Here is a 17,716-nt window from a genome sequence, read left to right on the forward strand (position 1 = left end):
GTCATCTCTCATCCCACGAGAACAGCGATATAGACTGTCCCCAGAACCAAGAAGATCCCCATCAGTGGCATGCCCCAGCGGACATATTCCCGATGGGTGAATTGCAGACCGGCGGCGGCGGCGGATGCCAGTTCCGGATGCCGCTTCACGAAGCCGGAATATTGAGTCATGGCCAGGGATCCCGCCGTGGCGCCCGGCAGCGCAGCCACCGACCCCGCCATGATGCCCAGCGCCAGCGCCCACCAAGCCGCCTGACCGTCCCCGTCCAGGCGAAGCGTCGCCGCCACCGGGGCGAAGACCGCCGCCGAGGTGCCGCCGCCCACGAAAATAGTGACGGCGGCGGCCATCCACATCAAAAGGATGGCGCGGACGCGATCATGGGCGGCGGTAATGCCTTCGAGCCAGTTCACCGCCCAGTCGAGAATCCCCACCGAGGTCAAGGCCCCCACCATCACGAACAGGCCGCCGTAGAACAAGATGTCGGTGCCGCCGCAGGCCGAGAAAAACTCGTCATCCCTGAAGCGGCCCAATCCAAGCGCCGTCACCCCGGCGACAAAGGCGATCCAGCCCGGCCGCACCTTCAGCGGCCCCGCCAGGATCAAACCGGCGACGGTGACGCCGAAAATGATCAGTCCATAACTCAAAAGCCGACGGTCGATGGCACTGTGACGTAGCGCCTCGCCCCGGGCCCAGACCGGATCCACCGGAATTTCCGAGCCTTTCCAGTCGCCCAAACGCCGCTCGAAGAATACCAGCATCACCGCCAGCAAGATCAGGCAGGCAGGCATCATCCCGGCGATGAAATCGTTGAAGTGAAGCTTGCCCGCCGAGGCCAGAATCATGTTGGGGAAGTCGCCGATCATGGTCGAGGCCCCGCCCAGATTGGCGGCGATAATCTCGGCGATGATGACCGGCACGGGGTCGATGCCGGTGCGAAAGCACACCGTCAAGGTCACCGGAACCACCACCGCCACCGTCACCAAGGAGTTGCTGGCCAGCGAAATCCCGTAGGTCACCAGCGCCATCATCACCAAGATCCAGCGCCCTTGGCCCTGGGACAGTTCCGCCGTTCCGGCCGCCAGATAGGCATAGACGCCGGAGCGGGCCAGGAGGGCGGAAATGGCCGCCATGCCGAAGATCAGGGCCAGAGTCTCGAAATAGACGGAGCGCAGCGCCATGACCGGCGTGTAGCTGCCGCTGATGGTTCCGATCATCACCAATGCCGCCGCCCCGGCCAGAACGGCCAGATGGCTGCCCTCCGCCCACCGATAGATAACGGCGAACGTCGCGACGAACACGGCAAGGGTGAGAAGTCCGATCATCTAGTTATCCACCTTCGACAACATGACTTCATCGTAAGTCAGCGGCTCTTCCGAGAATGTCGGCTTGCTTGTATCTCCGGCTTCTCGCGCCTCGGCGCTGACATGCAGCGATTCGATACGGCGCATCTTGCCGCAGACCGCGGCCTGAACCGCCTCGCAAATGTCGTGGGCCTGCTCCACCGTATGCTCGGGATCGACGCCGATGATCATGTCGGCCCAGATGTCTTGGCCCACATAGCGGGCGCGCAGATGGATCACGCCGCGCACGCCGGGGACCCGCTCCGCCGTATCGACGATGCGGTTCTGCACCGCCTCGCCCGCGGTATGGTCCATCAGGCCGCGATAGGCATCCATGAAGACGACCTTGCCCAGCAGCAGCAGGTCGATGGTTTCCCACAGGGCGACCGCCGGATCGATCCACGGCATGTTGAGGTAATGGGCGCCGATGATACCCAGCGCCACGGCCCCCGAAGCGGTGGCGTCGCCATGGTGATGCTTGGCCATGGTCTTGATGATGGGACTGTTGGTCTCGATGGCGACGCAGCGGGAGTAGAAATACATGGCCACATTGACGCCGACGGAAACCAGCGCCGCCCACAGCACGATCAGATGCGGGGTGCGGTGCATGCTTTCATCCAACAAGATCTGGACGGCGTGGACCAGCAGATAGCCGGTCAGTCCGATGAAAACGACGCTTACCACCATGGACAGAATGAATTCGACCTTGCCATGGCCGTAGGGATGCTCCGCGTCAAGGGGCTTGCTGGAGATGGTGGTCCCGATGACCACCATCAGCGCATTCAGCATGTCCTTCAGCGAATACATGGCATCGGCGAGCATGGCCTGCGATCCGCCGATCAGACCGACGAACGCCTTCATGACCATCAGTACGGTGTTTACAGCCAGGCCGACCCAACCGATGCTCCTGCTGCAGACCGTGCAACCGCTCTTCCTCATCCTTACTCACTCCAAAGCCCCGACCCCGCCTTCAACCCAAGCGAAGGGATTCAGCGCTTGATGACGATGCTCTTCCCCGGCGACTTCTGCTTGCGCCGCGTCATGACGCTCGCCAGCACCGCGACGATGCCGGTGGCGAAACCGAGAAAAAACGTTATGCCCAGAACAACGAAATGCGGCGCAATCATCGCCAGTGGTCCCAGGCGGGTTTCGACCATATGCGAGTTGGACGACGCCAACAGCACGATCAACCCGCCGAACACCAACGATCCGATCAATCTTACCATGCCACTGTCCTAGACTGCCGCGTATCCCCGTCCCGCATATCGAACTCTCCCCCCGTCACGAGCCGGAGACGTCTCCAAGCTGACGCCAATACTGCGGCGGAAGCTCTTCCGCCAGACGCAAGGCGCCCCGGCAACCGTCGAAAGTGGGGTCCTTGACGCAGGTCACGTTCGCATCGCCGAAGGGACGCAGCTTTTCCTTGACGTAGGCCGCCAATCCGCGAATGCGCGAGCCGCCGCCGGCAAACACGATGTTTTGAAGCACGGTGGCCTGATATTCGGGCTGGAACGAACGCAGCAGCGTCTCGATGCTTTCGATAATGTCGGGCATCAGCGCCTCGCAGGCGATCTTCACCGGCTCGGTCACGTCAGCGCGCACGGGCTTGCCGGCGGCGCGGAACTCGAACGAGGCAACCTCGGTGGGGGTGCCGACGAAGGAGAACTGCTCTTTCACCGCGCAGGCGACATTCACGTTCATCTGCAGTTCGGGATGACGTTCCAAGATGGCGTTCTGGAGCCGCTCATCCACATAGTTGCCAGCCTTGGTCAGGGTAACCTGATCTTCGGGGCCGGGAACGGTGCCCTTCAGGGCGCAGATATCCGTGGTTCCTGCGCCGATATCGACGATGATGGTGTTGATCAGCTTGTCCAGGCCGTAGCCGACCATGAACGGTTCGGACACCACCAGGGCGGTATGAACCACCTCCTGAGCCATCTTGAGCAGCAGCGCCTTGTTGGCCGCCGACGCCCGCGCCGGCACGCCGATGACGGCGCAGATCTCGTCGTTGGGGCCGGGCTCGGCCGACTTCACCACATGGGTCAGCAGATGCCGCGCCACTTCGATGTCGCGGTCGCTGATCTCGCTCAGCACGCCGTCCTGGAGCGGATAGCGGATGTCCAGGTAGGAGCGCATCTCGAAAGCCTCGTCGCCGACCACATAGGGGCGGCCGAGCAGCTTCAAACCGATGACGTCCTTCGGGTATCCAACCACCGACTTCAGCAGGAACTTTTTGCCCCGGCTCGACATCACCGCAGTATGGGAAGTCCCAAGGTCGATGCCAAGGAACAATCTGTTCTTGGCCTGGCCTTCACCTTCACTCATTTTTGTCACTCCGTTCGCGTGCTAAATGACCAATTGACGGCTGCCAGCTATTTTTTCTTGCCCACCGTATCGCATTGAGACGTGGAGCAGGTCCCGCAACTTCCCTCGGCGGCCCCCGTCAGCCGACGCGCACCGGCGACGACGTTGTCCCCAATGACACGCCCCCCCTTGACCACGCCGCCGACGACCCCGGCACCAAGACTGAGGACACTACGCACCGCCGAACCGGCGATCCCGAAAATTCCACCGAGAAGGTCTTCGACGGGAACGTCCTGAACCGTGGTGGCCTTCTTTCTGACCGGCGGAGCCTTCCTCTTCTTCGCGGGCTCCCGGACGGGCTTGGCCGCTGGGGCAACGGAAGGGGGAGAGGCCAAAACCGGGGCCATGGCCGCAGCCGCCTGCATCAGTTCGGCAAGACCGAAATTAGTCGCCGGGGCGGGAACCGCCACCGCGTCCTCGATGCTTTCGGCCACCGGCTCGGAAACAGCCGCCTCATGAACCAATCCGGGCTCGGCCACCGGAAACTCGGGCTCCGGATCGGCTTCGGCCACAACCTCCACCGGCGCGACTTCGGGCTCGGGCTCGGCCACCGGAAGCTCCGGCTCCGGCTCCGGCTCGGCTTCGGCCACAACCTCCACCGGCACGACTTCGGGCTCGGGCTCGGCCACCGGAAGCTCGGGCTCCGGCTCGGCTTCGGTGGTCTGGATCGGCTGAACCTCGATCACCAGATCGGAGACGGACACCGTGATATCCGAAGTGATCGGCTGGGACGCCTCCAACTCGATGACGAAATTGCTCTCCGGGGTCTCGACCTCTTCCACGCGGCTGGGGGTCCGCCAGATCGGCTGCGACCAGCGGCTGACCAGATCGCCGACGGACGGGGATTCCGTGGGGCGGGTGGGGGCGGGGCTCGGCTGAACCGGCTCGATCCGGCCGCCGTGATTGGCCGACCAGGGCGAGCTTTCCAGCAAACTGGCCCAAATATCGCCTTGCTGCGCCGGCTTCAGCGACACGGCCAAAGTTGGCGTGGGATGGACCGTCACCGAGACGATCTCGGGCTCCGACGGCATTCCGCCGCCCGCCGACAAGCCTTCACCCTGGCTCCCGTCACCTTTGTCGCGATCTCGCCGGTTATTCGCCATTATCCAGCTCCACCATCAAAGGACAATCCAGAACTCTTGGCCATTGCGGTTGACCTTCAGCAAAATCTGCTGCCCGGCATTCGTCGCACCCTTAATGGCGGCGTCGAGACGAGCCGGACCGGCCACCGGCCGATTATTTACCTCGAGGATGAGGTCATTGGCCTGGAGCCCCGCCACGGCGGCCCGGGATCCGACCAGAACCTCGGCCACCTGGGCCCCCTTGGCTCCGGGAACCGGAACGGCGCCCGGCACACCGGTGATCGGACGCGGCGCCTGGAAGGTTTCGATCTCCATGCCCAGCCAGTTGAACTCGGTCGGAGGCTTCGGCATGACGGCCGGACCACCGGGAACCGCGGCCATGCCGGGTGCAGTGGGGGCCATGCCGCCTATGGGCGGCTGCGCCATGTCGGCCATGGCCGGAGCCTGGACCGCTGCGGCGGCCAGACCGGCGGGTCCAGCGACCAGGGTCATGTTGCGCACATCGCCATCGCGCAGGACGCCGAGCCGCACCGACCGTCCGGCATGCATCTCGGCCATGATGGCGGAGACTTCTTCCGGCAGACGGACAGGACGGCCGTCCACCTTGAGCAAGACGTCACCGGGCCGCAGCCCCGCCGTCGCCGCCGGAGTATTGGGCGTGACGCCGGAGATGAACACTCCACGTCCGACCGGTACGCCGGTCTGGGCTCCAAGGCGCTGCGACATGGGAGTCAAGGCGGCGCCCAAAAGCGTGACCCGGCCGGTTCCGGCGGCGGTCGACTGCCCGCTGCGCGGCCCCTGAATATTGATGGCCAGGCTTCCCGGCGGCTGCGCGAAGCGGTAAGCCCCCCCGCCGAGTCCCGGTGCGGCGATGGGCGCGGCACCGCCCAGCATCTGATGGCAATTGGCGCAGTTCATGTTCTGACGGCCGTCGGTATGGGGCGAGACGGCGCCCATGGGAATCGGCGGCGGCGGAATCGGGGCGGCGATGGGCATCATCGGCGCGGGCCGCCCGTTTCCGGCCGGAATCAGATCGTGGCAGGTGGTGCAATCCATGTTCTGGCGGCCATCGGTGTGGGGCGCCCTAGTCCCGGCGAAAATGGCCGGACCCGCCGCGCCCACGCCGCCGCCCATGGGGCGCTGCATGGCCACCAGGCCCATGGAGGCCCCTTCGGCGGTGGAGGTCGGCAGCCAGCCCACTTCATCCAAGATGAACAGGCGGGCCTGATTGCTGGGCACGGCGAAGCCGATTCCGGCAAAGGCGCCGTTGGGGGTGTAGATGGCGGTATTGATGCCGACCACCGTCCCGTTGGAAATCACCAGCGGACCGCCGGAATTGCCCTGGTTGATGGCGGCGTCGGTCTGCAGCAGGTTGGAATGGGTCACGCCCTCGATCACCATGGACTTGCGCTTGGCGGAAATGATGCCGCGGCTGACGGTCATGTCCAGACCGAAGGGAGTCCCGATGGCGATCACTTCGTCGGCGACCTGCACCCCGTCGCTGTCGCCCAGAACGGCGGCTGTCAACGGCGTCTTGGGGGCGACCTTCAGCAAGGCGAGATCCAGAGCCTCGTCCATCTTGATGATTTCGGCGGAATAACGGGTCGAGCCCACGTCGTCCTGCACGGTAACGAACACCGAATTGGCGCCGCGCACCACATGGTAGTTGGTGACGATGAAGCCGTCGTTACGGACGATCACGCCGGTGCCGATGTTTTCCACCGAGCGGGTGGCGGGATTGGCGAAATGGGGCAGTCCGTCAGGGTTGGCCAAGCCCAGGGGATCGGGCATGGCCTGCCCGTTGGCCGATGACGCGGTCACGGCGACAACGCTGTTGCGCAGCAAGGTGACGACGCTGGAGAACGGCCCCCCGGCCCCAATGGGAGCCGGTCCGAAATCCACCATGGGAGGCATGGTCGCGATAGCACCGGCGGCCGAGGGCGGCGCCACGCGGGCACCAGCCGGAACCGAGATGGCCGGATTGGCGGCTGCCGACGGCCCGCCCTGCTGTACCGGAACATTGACGGCAGGGCCGGTGCCCCGCCCCATCTGCTCCAACATGGCGCCGAGACGAAGACCGCCCGAGGACTGCCGGTAAATGAAGGCGCCAAACAGGACGACCAGGGCAACCACGCCCATGAGCATCAGATAGCGCTTCAGATCCTTGCCGCAGGAAGCATCGCCGCGCCCGCCGTCTTCTACGTCACCATTGAACATGGCCATCAACCATCGATGTCAGGGTCTGAAGCGGTCCCCTTGTTGGAACGAGGCAACCGCACGGATTGCACCCCGGAGGCCAACGCGACCAAGCCAAGGATGAGCAGGGCCACCGGCACCGCTCCGCGCAGGAACTCGGTCACCGACCACCACCATGCCGTCACCCCCAGCAATCCGAGGGCAAGCACCAGCAGTCCGAAAATCACGCTTGGCATAAACGTTACTCCAGTCTTGATGCAGAGCGAATGGCGCTACGCCACCCCGTCGTCCCCTGGGGCGTCGTCGCCGCCGCCGTCACGCGCCTCGCGTTTCAGCAGGCGCAATGCATACGCCGATATAATCAAGTTTCCAACACCAGTAAAGACAAAAGGTGCCGGCGGGCCAACAAAATCAAATAAAAACCCACCGACCTGAACAAAGAAAATAATACCAATACACCCAATAACATTAAATGCGCCAAGCACAGACCCAAGCAAATCCCTAGGCGCGTAGTCAACTGTTAATATTTGAGGTGCCACAAAACAACCAGCCTGCCCGGACGCAATCAACAAGATGGGCAGTACGATGAACCAGTCAAACGGATTGATGATGAAACCCAACATTATGAATCCCAGGGCGGACAGCACCATCCCGAGCAGAACCGCCTGAATGCGGCCGAAATGCTCGATAAACGACCGCCAAACCGGGATCGAGAGCATGACCACCGCCCCCATCAGCCCGATCAAGATTCCGGCCCGCGCCGCCGCCTCGGCCTGCCCGACCTTGATCAGATCGGCAAAGTAGATGAACCACAGCATGAGGAAGAGCCCTACGAACACCATGTCGCTGCGGGCGAACAGCGAACTGGCGAAAGCCAGGCGCAGGCGGGGCTCCGCCTTCACCAAGCTCCAGACCGCCCGCCAGGGAACCGAGGTTTCCTGGGTGCGCGGAGCGACATCCACCAGGAATTTCCCCGCCAGCCAAGCACTGGCCAGGGAGACCGCCGCCGTCAGCAGCATGGTCACGGCGATGCCCGCATGGGCCGGGATCTGCATCAAAACAGCGTAGACCAGCGTCACCCCGAAGGCCATCATGAACGCGGTATTGGACATCAGGCGCGCCCGGGTGTCGTCGTCGCTGAAATCCCCGGCCAGGGCCGACAATTGAGGCCATACCGCGCCGCTGCCCGCCGACATGATGACCCGCGAAACGTAATAGACGACCAGCGCCCCGATGGAGGCACCGCCGATCCAGGGGCTGAGCGGCGCGATCACCGCACCGATGGCGGCGACCAGAAAACCGGCCACGATGATCCTGACCCGTCCGATCCGATCCGACAGGTAGCCGAGATAGGCGAAGATGAAGAGATCCAGAACCTCGGTCACCACCTGCACATTGGCATTGACGGCGCCGGCGGTTTCGAATGAGATATTAAGAACGTTTCGCAAGAATAGCGGCTGAATAGCAACCACCAGGGTCATGAAAACCATGCACAACGCCGACAGCAAATAAAGGGCGTTGTGCTGGCGCACTTTAACTTCTGCCGCAGCCGCGTCCACTCGAGACACCCATCACCTCTGATTCGGTCAGACTATAACAGCGAGTCGGGGCGGTTGACAACACATAAACACAGGGTTCATACGAAGGTACCCCGCAATCCGCCGCTGCAGCGGATTGCGTATATATGCTCGAAACAAGAAGTCTCGATTTCCTGCCGCCGCCCTCGGATTCGGATCAGATGCTCTCTTCACCAGAAGATAACGATAATCGAACGCAACATGCCGAACTTTCCCGCATGCGGACTTATGCTACGGCTTTGCTTGCCTTGATCTCCGCTGTGTTCGCATTCTCCGTTTGGGGGGAGAAAGCCTGGCCCTGGCTGGCGCCGGTTCGGGCCTTCGCCGAAGCCGCCCTGGTCGGCGGCATCGCCGATTGGTTCGCGGTTACCGCCCTGTTTCGCCATCCTTTCGGACTTCCCATCCCCCACACCGCCGTCATTCCACGCAATCACGGCCGGATCGCCGCCGCCATCGGCCGGTTCGTCGCCGAGAACCTGCTGGCGTCGCAGGCGCTGGCCCAACGGCTGGAGGAACTCGATACCGCCGGACGGCTGGGGCGCTGGCTGGCCCGGCCTGAGACGGTGGCTATGATCGCCGCCCGGATCGCCGGATCGCTCCCCCCCATCGTCGATACAATCGGCGAGCAACGGTGGCGCAGCACCATCGGCGGCGGTCTGCGCAAGGTGGTCGATACCGCCATCACCGCCCCGCACATGGCCAACATCTTGTCCTACATGGTGGGGCGCGGCTATCACCACGCCATCTTGGATCATCTGGTGACCGAGGCCCGCTCCTTCGTCGCCCAGAACCGTTCCTTCATCCGCGCCAAGGTCGCCAAGGAATGTCCGGAATGGCTGCCGCTGTGGGTGGAGACCCAGATCGCACAGGGCGTCGCCCAAGGCATCGACGGCTCACTGGGGGAGCTGACCGCCCCCGACCATCCCTGGCGGCTGAAATTCGAGCTCTTCGTCCACGAAACCATCGACGGCATGACCAATTCGCCGCATTTTGCCCAGCGGATCGAGGAGCTCAAGATGCAGGTTCTCGACGATCCCGCCCTGGATGCCTATCTCCGCCAGTTGGGAAGCAGCGCCTACGACCACCTGATGGAGGAGGCCGAGACCATGGAGATGCTCCTTGAAAACGGCCTGCGCGAGATCGGTCAACGGCTGGAGCACGACACCGCCATGCGTGCGACCCTGAACCGCTGGCTGCGCGACGCCACCGAAGCCTTGCTGGTGCCCCGACGCGAGCTGATAGGCTCGCTGATCACCGATCTGGTCATGCGCTGGCGCACCCCGTTCCTGATCGAGAAGCTGGAAAGCCATGTGGGCAAGGATCTTCAGTATATCCGCATTAACGGCACCGTGGTCGGCGGCCTGGTAGGATTGGCCATCTACACGGTCACGACGCTGGCTCAGCGCTAGAGTGCATCAGCTCGTTCTTCTAGAGTTTCTCTATTTTTGATTCGGCTTGAATGCGAGAAACTCTAGGCTCGGCGGGAGCGGGCGGAGCCTCCGCCGACGGCGGGACACTCGCGGGGGTGGGCGGATTTTCCGGCTTGTGGGCCGGGCGCGTCCATTGGATTGCGGCTCCGGCGCCGCAGGCCGAACAATAAGGCGCCCATGACCCCGAGGTCGCGCCGCAAGCCTCGCACACCCAGGTGGGCGCTGCCGCAGCTTCGCGTTCACGGCGGCGCCAGATTTCAGCTCGCTCCGCTCCGCCAGGCTCCTTGTCCTCGATCTCGGCCATCAGCCGACATCCCAACGCATCGGGCGCGATCTTCAGCGCCGCCATGAGGTGACGGCGGGCGACGCCCCATTTGGCGGCGGCGACGGCCGCTTCCCCGGCGGCAAGGTGGCCTTCGGGATCATGCGGAGCCCATTCTGCCAGGGCCTCAAGCCGCTTCAAACGGCTTTCAGCATCGTCTTCGTGCCACAGCGGCGCGCAGGTTTCCAGCAAAATCCGGGCGGGAGCGCTCCGCCAGACCGCGGCCAGGACCGCTTCGGCTTCGGACCGGCGACCTTCGGACACCTCCTGCCGAAGCACGTGCAGAGCCGCCGGGAGAAAGCCCGGATCGGCGGCCAATGCCTCACGCGCCAGCCGTAAGGACCGAGCGGGATCGTCCTGGGAGTCCAGGCATGCCTGCCCTTGCAGCACCACGGCCCGCCATCGCGCGGCCAAGGCCGGCGACAATCGCCCGGCGGAAAGAGTGGCGTCGATGCATGCCTGGGCCGCCGCCCACTCCCCATCCCGGAGTTTGGCGGCAAAGGCGGCCGCATCCTCGGCGCTGGGATCGGCGGGGGCGCCAGGCGTCTCGACGACGGCCACAGGAGCGGGCGGCGGCGCAGCCTTGACCGGCGGCGGCGGCTCTCTTTCGACCACCGGCGGTGCGGGCGGCTTCTTCGCGAACAGCCGTCCCTTGGCCGGCTCGGGCCGGAGCGTCGCCGCCGGAGGCGCAGCGGGGCGCGGTATCAGCCGGTCCAGGCGGGCAGCAAGCTCGGGACTGTCCAGCAACCGGGCCGCCTCTGCTCCGAGGCGGCGGCCGTCGCCGACATCGCCGCTTTCGGCCGCGTCCAGCGCCGCCAAAAGGGCGAGCATTCCCTTTTCCCGTCCCCGGGCCTGTCGCGACTTGCCCAGCTTGGCAGGAAGATCGGCCACCAGCGCCGACAGCCGCGTCAGGCCGGAAAACAGCATGAACACCGCCAGAAGAATGCCGAGAAGCACGGGGATATTGGTGTCCACATACCAACCCAGCCATTCCACCTGCACCGTCCCGGCATTGTCCGAGAACCACAAAGTGGCCGCCACCACCGGCGACATGAAGATCAAAAGGACGATAAGGCGCAACAGCATGGTCACTCGTCCCGGGACGCGGCGACGGTCATAACCGTCGCCGACAGTTCAGACAACACCGCGTCCACGGTCAGACGCAATTCCGCCGCTTCCAGCCAGGGCTGGATGGCAGCCATGCCGGGACCTTCGGCATGGCGCAGCACCGTGACCGCCCCGGCCAGATCGCCGCCCGCCAGCAGCCGGGAGGCGCTGTTTAAGGCCCCGTCGATGCCTTCATTGCTGTTTTCCGCCCGCCGGACCACCACCGCAGATCCCAGCCAATGCCGGATATTGGCAGGAATCCAGCTACTTTCGGCCACGTCGTCGAGCTTGCGCGCCGCCGCCGCCGTCATGCGGAAGCTCTCGGCCAGGGCCACGCGGGAGACCACCCCGGTCCCCGCCCCCATGGTCAATGGCGCCAGCTTGTCGGCGCCGCCCTTCTCGGCCAGAGCCAGGGCCGCCTTCAATTGGGCGGGATAAGGCGTGCCCCGGTCCACCGCTTCCCGCAGTTGCCCCAGCACCGCCAGGAACAAGGGTGCGCGGTCGCGGCGTTCGGCGATGCGACGAAAAGCCGCTTCCGCCTTTTCCACCGCGCTGGACAACTTGGCGGCGCCCCCTTCGTCGGTCGCCAGCTTGCGGACCACGTCCAGATCGCCCTTGATGGCGTCCACCTCGGCGGACAGACGCGCCATCTGCGCCTGATCGGCGGCGGCGGCTGCCTCCTTGCGCGGTTCGTGCTCCTGCTTGCGGATCACGGCTTCAATCACGGTCAACCGCCGGTCGGTCTCCGCCAGCCGCATGGCCAAAGGCCCCAGGGAGGCTTCCAGCATCTCCACCCGTTCGTCCAAGCCGGCCGGTCGGGGCGCGGCGGCCGTGGAGCCCATCTCGTCCCCCAGCCATTTGGCCCACGGGCCGGGAAGGCCGCCGAGACGCGGCGCCAGCAAGGGCCAAGCCAGCACGCCGCCCACCAGGATCACGGCCAGATAGAGAACCACCACCTGACCGCCTCCGTCCCGGCGTCGCGCGGGGCGGCGTCCGCCTAGGGGCTGTTCTTTTTCGTTGCTATCCATCAGGCTCCGCTTCCACTGGCTTCGCTGCCGCCGACCAGGCAGGCAGGTCCGCCGGGGCGATCTTCATGATCGCCGACCTTTTTGGCAAGCCATTAATAAGTGCCGCGAGCGACCTGCGGACGCGGCCCGCGCACGGCCCCGCGGGGCTCCCGAAACGAAACATCCCGACGCCCGCCAAAGCGAGACGTCGAGATGCGCATCATCGGGTCCGAAGATCAGATCCGGTCGGCGACCCAGCTGATCAGGGGCAACTTCCACGCCCGCTGGAACACTACGGAAACCAGCCCGAGTAGGGAGAACACCAGAACCCCCATGGACGAGAAACCGAAAATCCACTTCCCCAGAACGGGAACATGCAGCGCGAACAGCGCCAAAACGCCCCACATCCAGATCACCAGCCCCTGCTTGGCGTGGAAGTAGACGAATTCGTCGTCCCGATCCACCAGAAGCGGAACGAAGCACAAGACGCTGAGATAGGACAGCGCCGCCATGACCGTCGTGCGCGCACCGAGCGTGCTGCGAAGGATAGCTTCAGTCATTCCCCCCTCCTCCTCGTTCAGGCCAGCGCGTCGCGCAGTTCGACTTCCTCGTCGCTCTGCGCCGATTCGATATCACGGCTCTTCATATACGCGTAAACCGCCCCGGCGCCAACAACGCCGAGAATGATCGGCCCCCACGCGCCCAGACCGAGACCCAGGCCGAGGCCGAGGCCCTTGCCGGTCCAGATGGTTCCACCGACGACCTTGGCACCGGCGGCGGCCTTGCCCGCGCCGAGGGCGACCTTGGTCCCGGCGCCCTGGGCGGCGGCAACATTGGCAGGAGCCGCCGGAGCGGCAACGGCGGTGGCAACACCCGTCTTGGCGGCGATGCCGGTCTTGGCGGCGGCGCCGGTCTTGGCGGCGGCGCCGGTCTTGGCAGCCCCAGCCTTGGCGGCAGCGCCCTCGCGCTCCATCTCGCCCATGGCGGCGGCGGCCTTGGTTCCGGCCGGGGCCCCTGGGGGGCAAATAACTCCGTTGGCGATCTGAGCTGGCACCTCGGTTCTCCTCACAATCAAGTAGCGCGGGGCTGAAAACGCCAGCCCCCTTCAGACTAGCGGCATCAATAACATGAGATCATTGCTGAGGACAACACGTTACGAGGACAACGTCACGACAGCGGAGAAGTTGCGACCAACTATTATTTTCTCTTTTAGAAGAGCAAAAGAGAATTATTCGCACTTTCCCGCCTTTGGCGTCCTGCAGCCGCCGCAGCCGAGACCGCAACCTTTGCCCAGATAGAAACGCCGCGCCGCCCAGGCCCCCACTAAAACGACCACGGCGAGCGCGGCGGTCACATCCCAAAGATCAAGCATGACGAGCACCTCATGGCCGGGGACTTTCGAGTGCCACAGGAAACAAGCCACCGTCAACATCCAAAGGGATCGTTCCCAAGCCGACCAGGATTGAATACGTCAACCCCGTCCGGTTTGGCGCGCATGCAAATCACTCTCAACAAAGTATCTGGAGATGATAGCGCATAGTCATCCCCAGCCGAAGATCACATGACCCGAAGAGAAGTTGAGAGGAGCTATCAACGCATTTTCTGTTTGCCTGGGCTCTTGTTTCAATTATTCTTGCCAGGCTGTACGTGAGGATTCGGAGTGTAGAGTCATGGCAGCTCAGGTTGGAGGGCAGATTTTGGCGAACGCCGCCGCCCCGGCAAAGGCTTCGGCTGCCGCGGGGATCGGGACCGGCGGAGCCGCCCTCGGCGTCGGGAGCGGCATCATCGCCTCTCCGGTCGGGACAGCCGCCATCGGCAACGCCATGCTGACCGGCAAGGGTGTCTGTCTCGGGCTCGGACTGGGACTCGGTGCCTGGGGACCCGTGCTTGTCGGCATCGCCGGGCTGGCGGGCGCCGCCTATCTGGTCGGCAAATTGAAAAACTGCAAGGCGGAGGTTGATGCCGCCGCCGATGCGACTTAAGTGAGGATACGACAATGGCTGAGGCAATCTTGCTCGAAACCGAAAACACCCCCTGCAGCTGCCGCTCCTATCTGATGGCGGGCCTGAGCTATCTGGGCATTCTCTGCTTCGTTCCGCTGCTGATGAGCCGGGACGACGAATATGTGTACTTCCACGCCAAGCAGGGCTTGGTGTTGTGGATGTGGAGCGTCCTGGCCATGTTCGCCCTGCATCTTCCCCTGATCGGCAAGTGGCTGTTTGGTTTCTCGTCCATGGGCGTGCTGGTTCTGTCGGTGGCTGGTCTGGCCTCGGTGGCGCTGCGCCGCACCTGGCGCCTGCCGCTGGTCGGTTATTTCGTCGCGTTGATCTGATCCAAAGCCGCTCAACAAGCCCGCCGGTTTCAGGCGCAAAGCGGCATTCTCGCCGCCGTAAGGAAAGACAGACACGATGCAGGACCTTCTCCTGGCCAAGGTCGAAAGCGCCATGCAGGCGTCCCAGGTTTCCGCCCTCGCCGGTCAGACCGCGACGGTCACCAAGGTGTCGGCGGCCACCAATCTCGCCACCATCACCCCCACCGCCGCCGGACAGGCGCCAATCATCGTCAAGCTGGACGCGACCCGGCAGGTGGTTGAACTGCAGGCTCTGGTCGGCAAGACCGTGATGGTCGGCAAGACCCCCGCCGCCATCGGCGGTATCGGCAACTGGATCGCCTTGACCCCGGTCACCAGCGCCAAGGCCGCCGCCGCCGCCACGGGCGCGGGACAATTGGTGATGATGAAGGTGGAAGGCACCGCCGCCGCCGTCAACCTGCCCGCCCTGGCCGGCAAGAGCTTCACCATCGCCCAGCCCCCCGTCGCCGCCGGGACCAAGGCGGCCGGCATGCTGTATCTGAACCCGGTCGGCGGCGGCGATCTGATCGCCATCAACGTCCAGAACGCCGCGACCCAGACCGGCGGCCTAGTGGGCAAGACCTTCGTGGTCGCCCCCAGCCCCGTCATCGGCGGCACCACCGGCAAATTCCTGGTCCTGAAGCCCCTGACCGCCGGAGCGGGCAAGGCCGTCGGCGGCGGCGCCATCGCCGCCAAATTCATTCCGGCCGCCGTCACCGGCACCGGCGGAGCCGCCGCCGTGGGCGCTGGATCAGCCTCGTCGCTGCTGACCGCCGGAGCCGGCACCGTCACTCCCATCACCGCCGCCGGAACCGGCAGCGCCATGCTGTCCGCCAAGGGGCTTGGCCTCGGCCTCGGTCTGGGACTCGGCGCCTGGGGGCCGTTCCTTCTGGGGGCTGCCGGACTGGCCGGGGCCGCCGCGCTCTATGTCTGGGCGCGACGCCGCCACGGCACCCCCGACCTGTCCGATGATGCGCTCCTGGCTGCGGCCGGGGAAGAATAAGACCTACATCCAAACCACAAGGACCATCGTAATGCCCTTTCACCTTGCCCCCTATCTGGCGAAATCCGTTCCCGGCGTCGGCGTTCTCGGCGCCCTGGTCGGCGGCGCCGCCGCCTTGGCCAAGAACGTCCGCCTCCTGAAGGAAAAGCGCATCACCAATACCGAAGCGGCCATCGATACCGGCAAGGAAACCGTCGGCGCCGGCCTGGCCACCGCGCTTTCCGCCGTGGCCGCGACCGCCGTCGGCGGCGGATTGGTTGTATCGCTGGGCACCGCCTTGGTGGCCGGCGTTGCCGCCAAATATGCCTGGGATCGCGGCGTCGATCTGGTCGAGAAGGAACTGAACCGCGGCAAAGCTGCCAACGGCGCTTCCGACGAGGACATCTTGCGGGACGAACTGGCCTGACGCCCCCCGTTTCGGCCGGCCGCCCGCTTCGGGGCGGCATGGCAGGAACCAAGCGGGGCAGAAAACACCCCACGACGGATGGGTCATACCAAATCCCGATGAGGCTGACTCATCTGGATTTGGTTAGCCCCCCCTCCCGGGGATCGAAATATATTTCGATGGCCGCGCGCCTTATGGCGCGGAAGCCAAGCCGCCACGGGCGGTGCCCGGCGACTGTGGGCGATCCCGGTGATCGGTTGCGATCACTGGGATCTGGTATCAGTCTGTCGAAAGGTTGATCTTGCGCATTCCCTTGACGTAGAACCGCCGATGCCGAGCCAGGGCGGCATGGTTTCGCATGATGGAATCGCAGTCGGGGCAGCAGATCAGCTTGACCGAGGTGTCATACGGACTCCGGTTGATTGATTCGTGATTTTGGGGATTCCCGACGGGGTTGGAGGAATCTAGAATCGGAAGCCATGATTCGGTAGAGGAGGCTGAGCATGGCGGTGACGGTCGCGGATCACTTGAGCGTGTCGGAGTTGGAGACCTGCTATCGGGCTTCGAGCGAGACGGTGGCGAAGAGCCACTATCATGCGATCTGGCTTGTGGCGAAGGGGCGCGGCATCCGCGAGGTGGCGGAGGTTCTTGGCTTCGCCCCCCGCTGGGTGGAGCTTCTGGTGGCGCGCTACAACGCCGATGGCCCTGGGTCTCTTGGTGACCAGCGACGCGGCAACGGTCGTCCGGCGCGGATTCTGACCGATGAGGTTTTGATGGCGCTGGCGGATCGGCTGCGCGAGCCGCCCGATGACGGCGGCTTGTGGACGGGGCCCAAGGTGGCGTCGTGGATCGCGGCCCGGCTGGGCCTGGCCAAGGTTCATTCTCAGCGGGGCTGGGATGCCTTGAAGAGGATCGAATGGTCGATCCAGGTTCCCCGTCCGCGCCATCCGCGGGCGGCCGGTGCCGACGAGCACGAGACGCTCAAAAAAACATCGATGCGGCGATCTCCCAGGCGCGTGACCGTCACCCCGACAAGCCGGTCGAGGTCTGGGCCACCGACGAGCACCGCCTCGGGCTGAAGCCGGTCCATCGCCGGGTCTGGGCGCCGGTGGGCGAGCGCCCCATCGCCCTCGGCCATCACCGCTTCGAGTGGCTGCACCTCATCGCTTTCGTCGAACCGACCGGAGGCGAAACCGTGTGGTACCTCGTCAATGCCGTCAACAAGCCTCTGTTCGAAGCCGTTCTCGACACCTTCGCCAAGGAAGTCGGCGCCGGCCACGACCGCGTCATCGTCCTGGTTCTCGACAACGCCGGATGGCACGGCCCAGCCGGCCTGGCCGTTCCGGAGGGCGTCATCCTCGTCTTTCTGCCGCCATACAGCCCAGAACTCCAACCCGCCGAATGCTTGTGGCCCCTGGTCGATGAGCCAGTCGCCAACAGGCATTTCCAAACCCTGGCCGAACTCGACATGGTCGTCGCCGAAAGGTGCGCGTCCCTGGGAAGCGAAACCATTCGCGCCCACACCGATTTCCACTGGTGGCCCCAGCCCATTA

The 17,716-nt window shown here is 64.7% G+C and carries 20 protein-coding genes; 7 read left to right on the top strand and 13 right to left on the bottom strand.

Annotation, left to right across the window (positions count from 1 at the left end; all coding sequences use genetic code 11):
* Nucleotides 1-8: 8 nt before the first annotated feature.
* The 8 genes from mamN to mamH form a co-directional block, all read right to left on the bottom strand.
* The gene (mamN, locus tag MTBLM5_RS13675; protein ID WP_173976652.1) at nt 9-1,322 is read right to left on the bottom strand and encodes a magnetosome biogenesis transporter MamN; all 1,314 of its coding nucleotides are present in this window, start codon (nt 1,320-1,322) and stop codon (nt 9-11) included.
* Entirely contained in the window at nt 1,323-2,279 is a 957-nt protein-coding gene (gene mamM / locus MTBLM5_RS13680; RefSeq protein ID WP_011383399.1) for a magnetosome biogenesis CDF transporter MamM, read from the bottom strand. It abuts the gene before it with no gap.
* Between the two features lie 50 nt (nt 2,280-2,329).
* Nucleotides 2,330-2,566 carry a magnetosome protein MamL gene (mamL, locus tag MTBLM5_RS13685; RefSeq protein WP_173976653.1) on the bottom strand — a complete coding sequence of 79 codons (237 nt, stop codon included), beginning with the start codon at nt 2,564-2,566 and terminating at the stop codon, nt 2,330-2,332.
* A gap of 55 nt (nt 2,567-2,621) precedes the next feature.
* The gene (gene mamK, locus MTBLM5_RS13690; protein ID WP_217425032.1) at nt 2,622-3,632 is read right to left on the bottom strand and encodes a MamK family actin-like protein; all 1,011 of its coding nucleotides are present in this window, start codon (nt 3,630-3,632) and stop codon (nt 2,622-2,624) included.
* Between the two features lie 80 nt (nt 3,633-3,712).
* Complete coding sequence (gene mamJ, locus MTBLM5_RS13695) at nt 3,713-4,807, bottom strand: magnetosome protein MamJ (RefSeq protein ID WP_173976654.1); 1,095 nt, start codon at nt 4,805-4,807, stop codon at nt 3,713-3,715.
* Nucleotides 4,808-4,822: 15 nt separating this feature from the next.
* Nucleotides 4,823-7,009 carry a magnetosome formation protease MamE gene (gene mamE, locus MTBLM5_RS13700; RefSeq protein ID WP_009869046.1) on the bottom strand — a complete coding sequence of 729 codons (2,187 nt, stop codon included), beginning with the start codon at nt 7,007-7,009 and terminating at the stop codon, nt 4,823-4,825.
* Nucleotides 7,009-7,218: a magnetosome protein MamI gene (mamI, locus tag MTBLM5_RS13705; protein WP_173976655.1), complete on the bottom strand. Its 210-nt coding sequence runs from the start codon at nt 7,216-7,218 to the stop codon at nt 7,009-7,011. The genes mamE and mamI overlap by 1 nt, the downstream gene beginning before the upstream one ends.
* A 36-nt stretch (nt 7,219-7,254) precedes the next feature.
* Nucleotides 7,255-8,541: a magnetosome biogenesis transporter MamH gene (mamH, locus tag MTBLM5_RS13710; RefSeq protein ID WP_254431049.1), complete on the bottom strand. Its 1,287-nt coding sequence runs from the start codon at nt 8,539-8,541 to the stop codon at nt 7,255-7,257.
* Nucleotides 8,542-8,819: 278 nt separating this feature from the next.
* On the opposite strand from mamH, the gene MTBLM5_RS13715 reads away from it, so the two are divergent.
* Entirely contained in the window at nt 8,820-9,968 is a 1,149-nt protein-coding gene (locus MTBLM5_RS13715) for a DUF445 domain-containing protein (RefSeq protein WP_009867710.1), read from the top strand.
* Between the two features lie 19 nt (nt 9,969-9,987).
* On the opposite strand, the gene MTBLM5_RS19145 is transcribed toward MTBLM5_RS13715, so the two are convergent.
* The 5 genes from MTBLM5_RS19145 to MTBLM5_RS13740 all read right to left on the bottom strand — a co-directional run bounded on the left by MTBLM5_RS19145 (nt 9,988) and on the right by MTBLM5_RS13740 (nt 13,857).
* Complete coding sequence (locus MTBLM5_RS19145; protein ID WP_173976661.1) at nt 9,988-11,397, bottom strand: heme biosynthesis protein HemY; 1,410 nt, start codon at nt 11,395-11,397, stop codon at nt 9,988-9,990.
* 2 nt (nt 11,398-11,399) lie between these two features.
* Nucleotides 11,400-12,374 carry a COG4223 family protein gene (locus MTBLM5_RS13725; protein WP_254431050.1) on the bottom strand — a complete coding sequence of 325 codons (975 nt, stop codon included), beginning with the start codon at nt 12,372-12,374 and terminating at the stop codon, nt 11,400-11,402.
* Between the two features lie 287 nt (nt 12,375-12,661).
* Nucleotides 12,662-12,985 (bottom strand): magnetosome protein MmsF, encoded by a 324-nt coding sequence (mmsF, locus tag MTBLM5_RS13730; protein WP_041043082.1) that lies wholly within the window; start codon nt 12,983-12,985, stop codon nt 12,662-12,664.
* A gap of 17 nt (nt 12,986-13,002) precedes the next feature.
* Nucleotides 13,003-13,494, bottom strand: a complete 492-nt coding sequence (mms6, locus tag MTBLM5_RS13735; protein ID WP_371814023.1) for a magnetic particle specific iron-binding protein Mms6 — start codon at nt 13,492-13,494, stop codon at nt 13,003-13,005.
* A 159-nt stretch (nt 13,495-13,653) separates the two neighbouring features.
* Nucleotides 13,654-13,857 (bottom strand): hypothetical protein, encoded by a 204-nt coding sequence (locus MTBLM5_RS13740; RefSeq protein ID WP_068493360.1) that lies wholly within the window; start codon nt 13,855-13,857, stop codon nt 13,654-13,656.
* 238 nt (nt 13,858-14,095) lie between these two features.
* Here MTBLM5_RS13740 and mamG point away from each other — a divergent pair, with 238 nt between their 5' ends.
* From mamG to MTBLM5_RS13770, 6 genes are all read left to right on the top strand, one after another.
* The gene (mamG, locus tag MTBLM5_RS13745) at nt 14,096-14,407 is read left to right on the top strand and encodes a magnetosome protein MamG (protein ID WP_068493362.1); all 312 of its coding nucleotides are present in this window, start codon (nt 14,096-14,098) and stop codon (nt 14,405-14,407) included.
* 14 nt (nt 14,408-14,421) lie between these two features.
* Complete coding sequence (mamF, locus tag MTBLM5_RS13750) at nt 14,422-14,757, top strand: magnetosome protein MamF (RefSeq protein ID WP_068493363.1); 336 nt, start codon at nt 14,422-14,424, stop codon at nt 14,755-14,757.
* Nucleotides 14,758-14,833: 76 nt separating this feature from the next.
* Nucleotides 14,834-15,778, top strand: coding sequence for a magnetosome protein MamD (gene mamD / locus MTBLM5_RS13755; protein ID WP_173976658.1), 945 nt, complete (start codon nt 14,834-14,836; stop codon nt 15,776-15,778).
* A 31-nt stretch (nt 15,779-15,809) separates the two neighbouring features.
* Nucleotides 15,810-16,184: a magnetosome protein MamC gene (gene mamC / locus MTBLM5_RS13760; protein WP_008620745.1), complete on the top strand. Its 375-nt coding sequence runs from the start codon at nt 15,810-15,812 to the stop codon at nt 16,182-16,184.
* Between the two features lie 482 nt (nt 16,185-16,666).
* Nucleotides 16,667-17,242, top strand: coding sequence for a helix-turn-helix domain-containing protein (locus tag MTBLM5_RS13765; RefSeq protein WP_173976659.1), 576 nt, complete (start codon nt 16,667-16,669; stop codon nt 17,240-17,242).
* A partial coding sequence (locus tag MTBLM5_RS13770) for an IS630 family transposase (protein ID WP_254431051.1) occupies nt 17,167-17,716 on the top strand: 550 nt, incomplete at its 3' end. The genes MTBLM5_RS13765 and MTBLM5_RS13770, both read left to right, overlap by 76 nt.

Source organism: Magnetospirillum sp. LM-5, assembly GCF_902729445.1.
GTDB lineage: Bacteria > Pseudomonadota > Alphaproteobacteria > Rhodospirillales > Magnetospirillaceae > Magnetospirillum.

Coding starts and splice junctions, on each gene's coding strand:
- mamC (WP_008620745.1), top strand. CDS start 15,810: ATGCCCTTTCACCTTGCCCCCTATCTGGCGAAATCCGTTCCCGGCGTC.
- mamD (WP_173976658.1), top strand. CDS start 14,834: ATGCAGGACCTTCTCCTGGCCAAGGTCGAAAGCGCCATGCAGGCGTCC.
- MTBLM5_RS13765 (WP_173976659.1), top strand. CDS start 16,667: ATGGCGGTGACGGTCGCGGATCACTTGAGCGTGTCGGAGTTGGAGACC.
- mamJ (WP_173976654.1), bottom strand. CDS start 4,807: ATGGCGAATAACCGGCGAGATCGCGACAAAGGTGACGGGAGCCAGGGT.
- mmsF (WP_041043082.1), bottom strand. CDS start 12,985: ATGACTGAAGCTATCCTTCGCAGCACGCTCGGTGCGCGCACGACGGTC.
- mamN (WP_173976652.1), bottom strand. CDS start 1,322: ATGATCGGACTTCTCACCCTTGCCGTGTTCGTCGCGACGTTCGCCGTT.
- mamI (WP_173976655.1), bottom strand. CDS start 7,218: ATGCCAAGCGTGATTTTCGGACTGCTGGTGCTTGCCCTCGGATTGCTG.
- MTBLM5_RS19145 (WP_173976661.1), bottom strand. CDS start 11,397: ATGCTGTTGCGCCTTATCGTCCTTTTGATCTTCATGTCGCCGGTGGTG.
- mamF (WP_068493363.1), top strand. CDS start 14,422: ATGGCTGAGGCAATCTTGCTCGAAACCGAAAACACCCCCTGCAGCTGC.
- MTBLM5_RS13740 (WP_068493360.1), bottom strand. CDS start 13,857: ATGTTGACGGTGGCTTGTTTCCTGTGGCACTCGAAAGTCCCCGGCCAT.
- mamM (WP_011383399.1), bottom strand. CDS start 2,279: ATGAGGAAGAGCGGTTGCACGGTCTGCAGCAGGAGCATCGGTTGGGTC.
- mamE (WP_009869046.1), bottom strand. CDS start 7,009: ATGGCCATGTTCAATGGTGACGTAGAAGACGGCGGGCGCGGCGATGCT.
- mamL (WP_173976653.1), bottom strand. CDS start 2,566: ATGGTAAGATTGATCGGATCGTTGGTGTTCGGCGGGTTGATCGTGCTG.
- mamG (WP_068493362.1), top strand. CDS start 14,096: ATGGCAGCTCAGGTTGGAGGGCAGATTTTGGCGAACGCCGCCGCCCCG.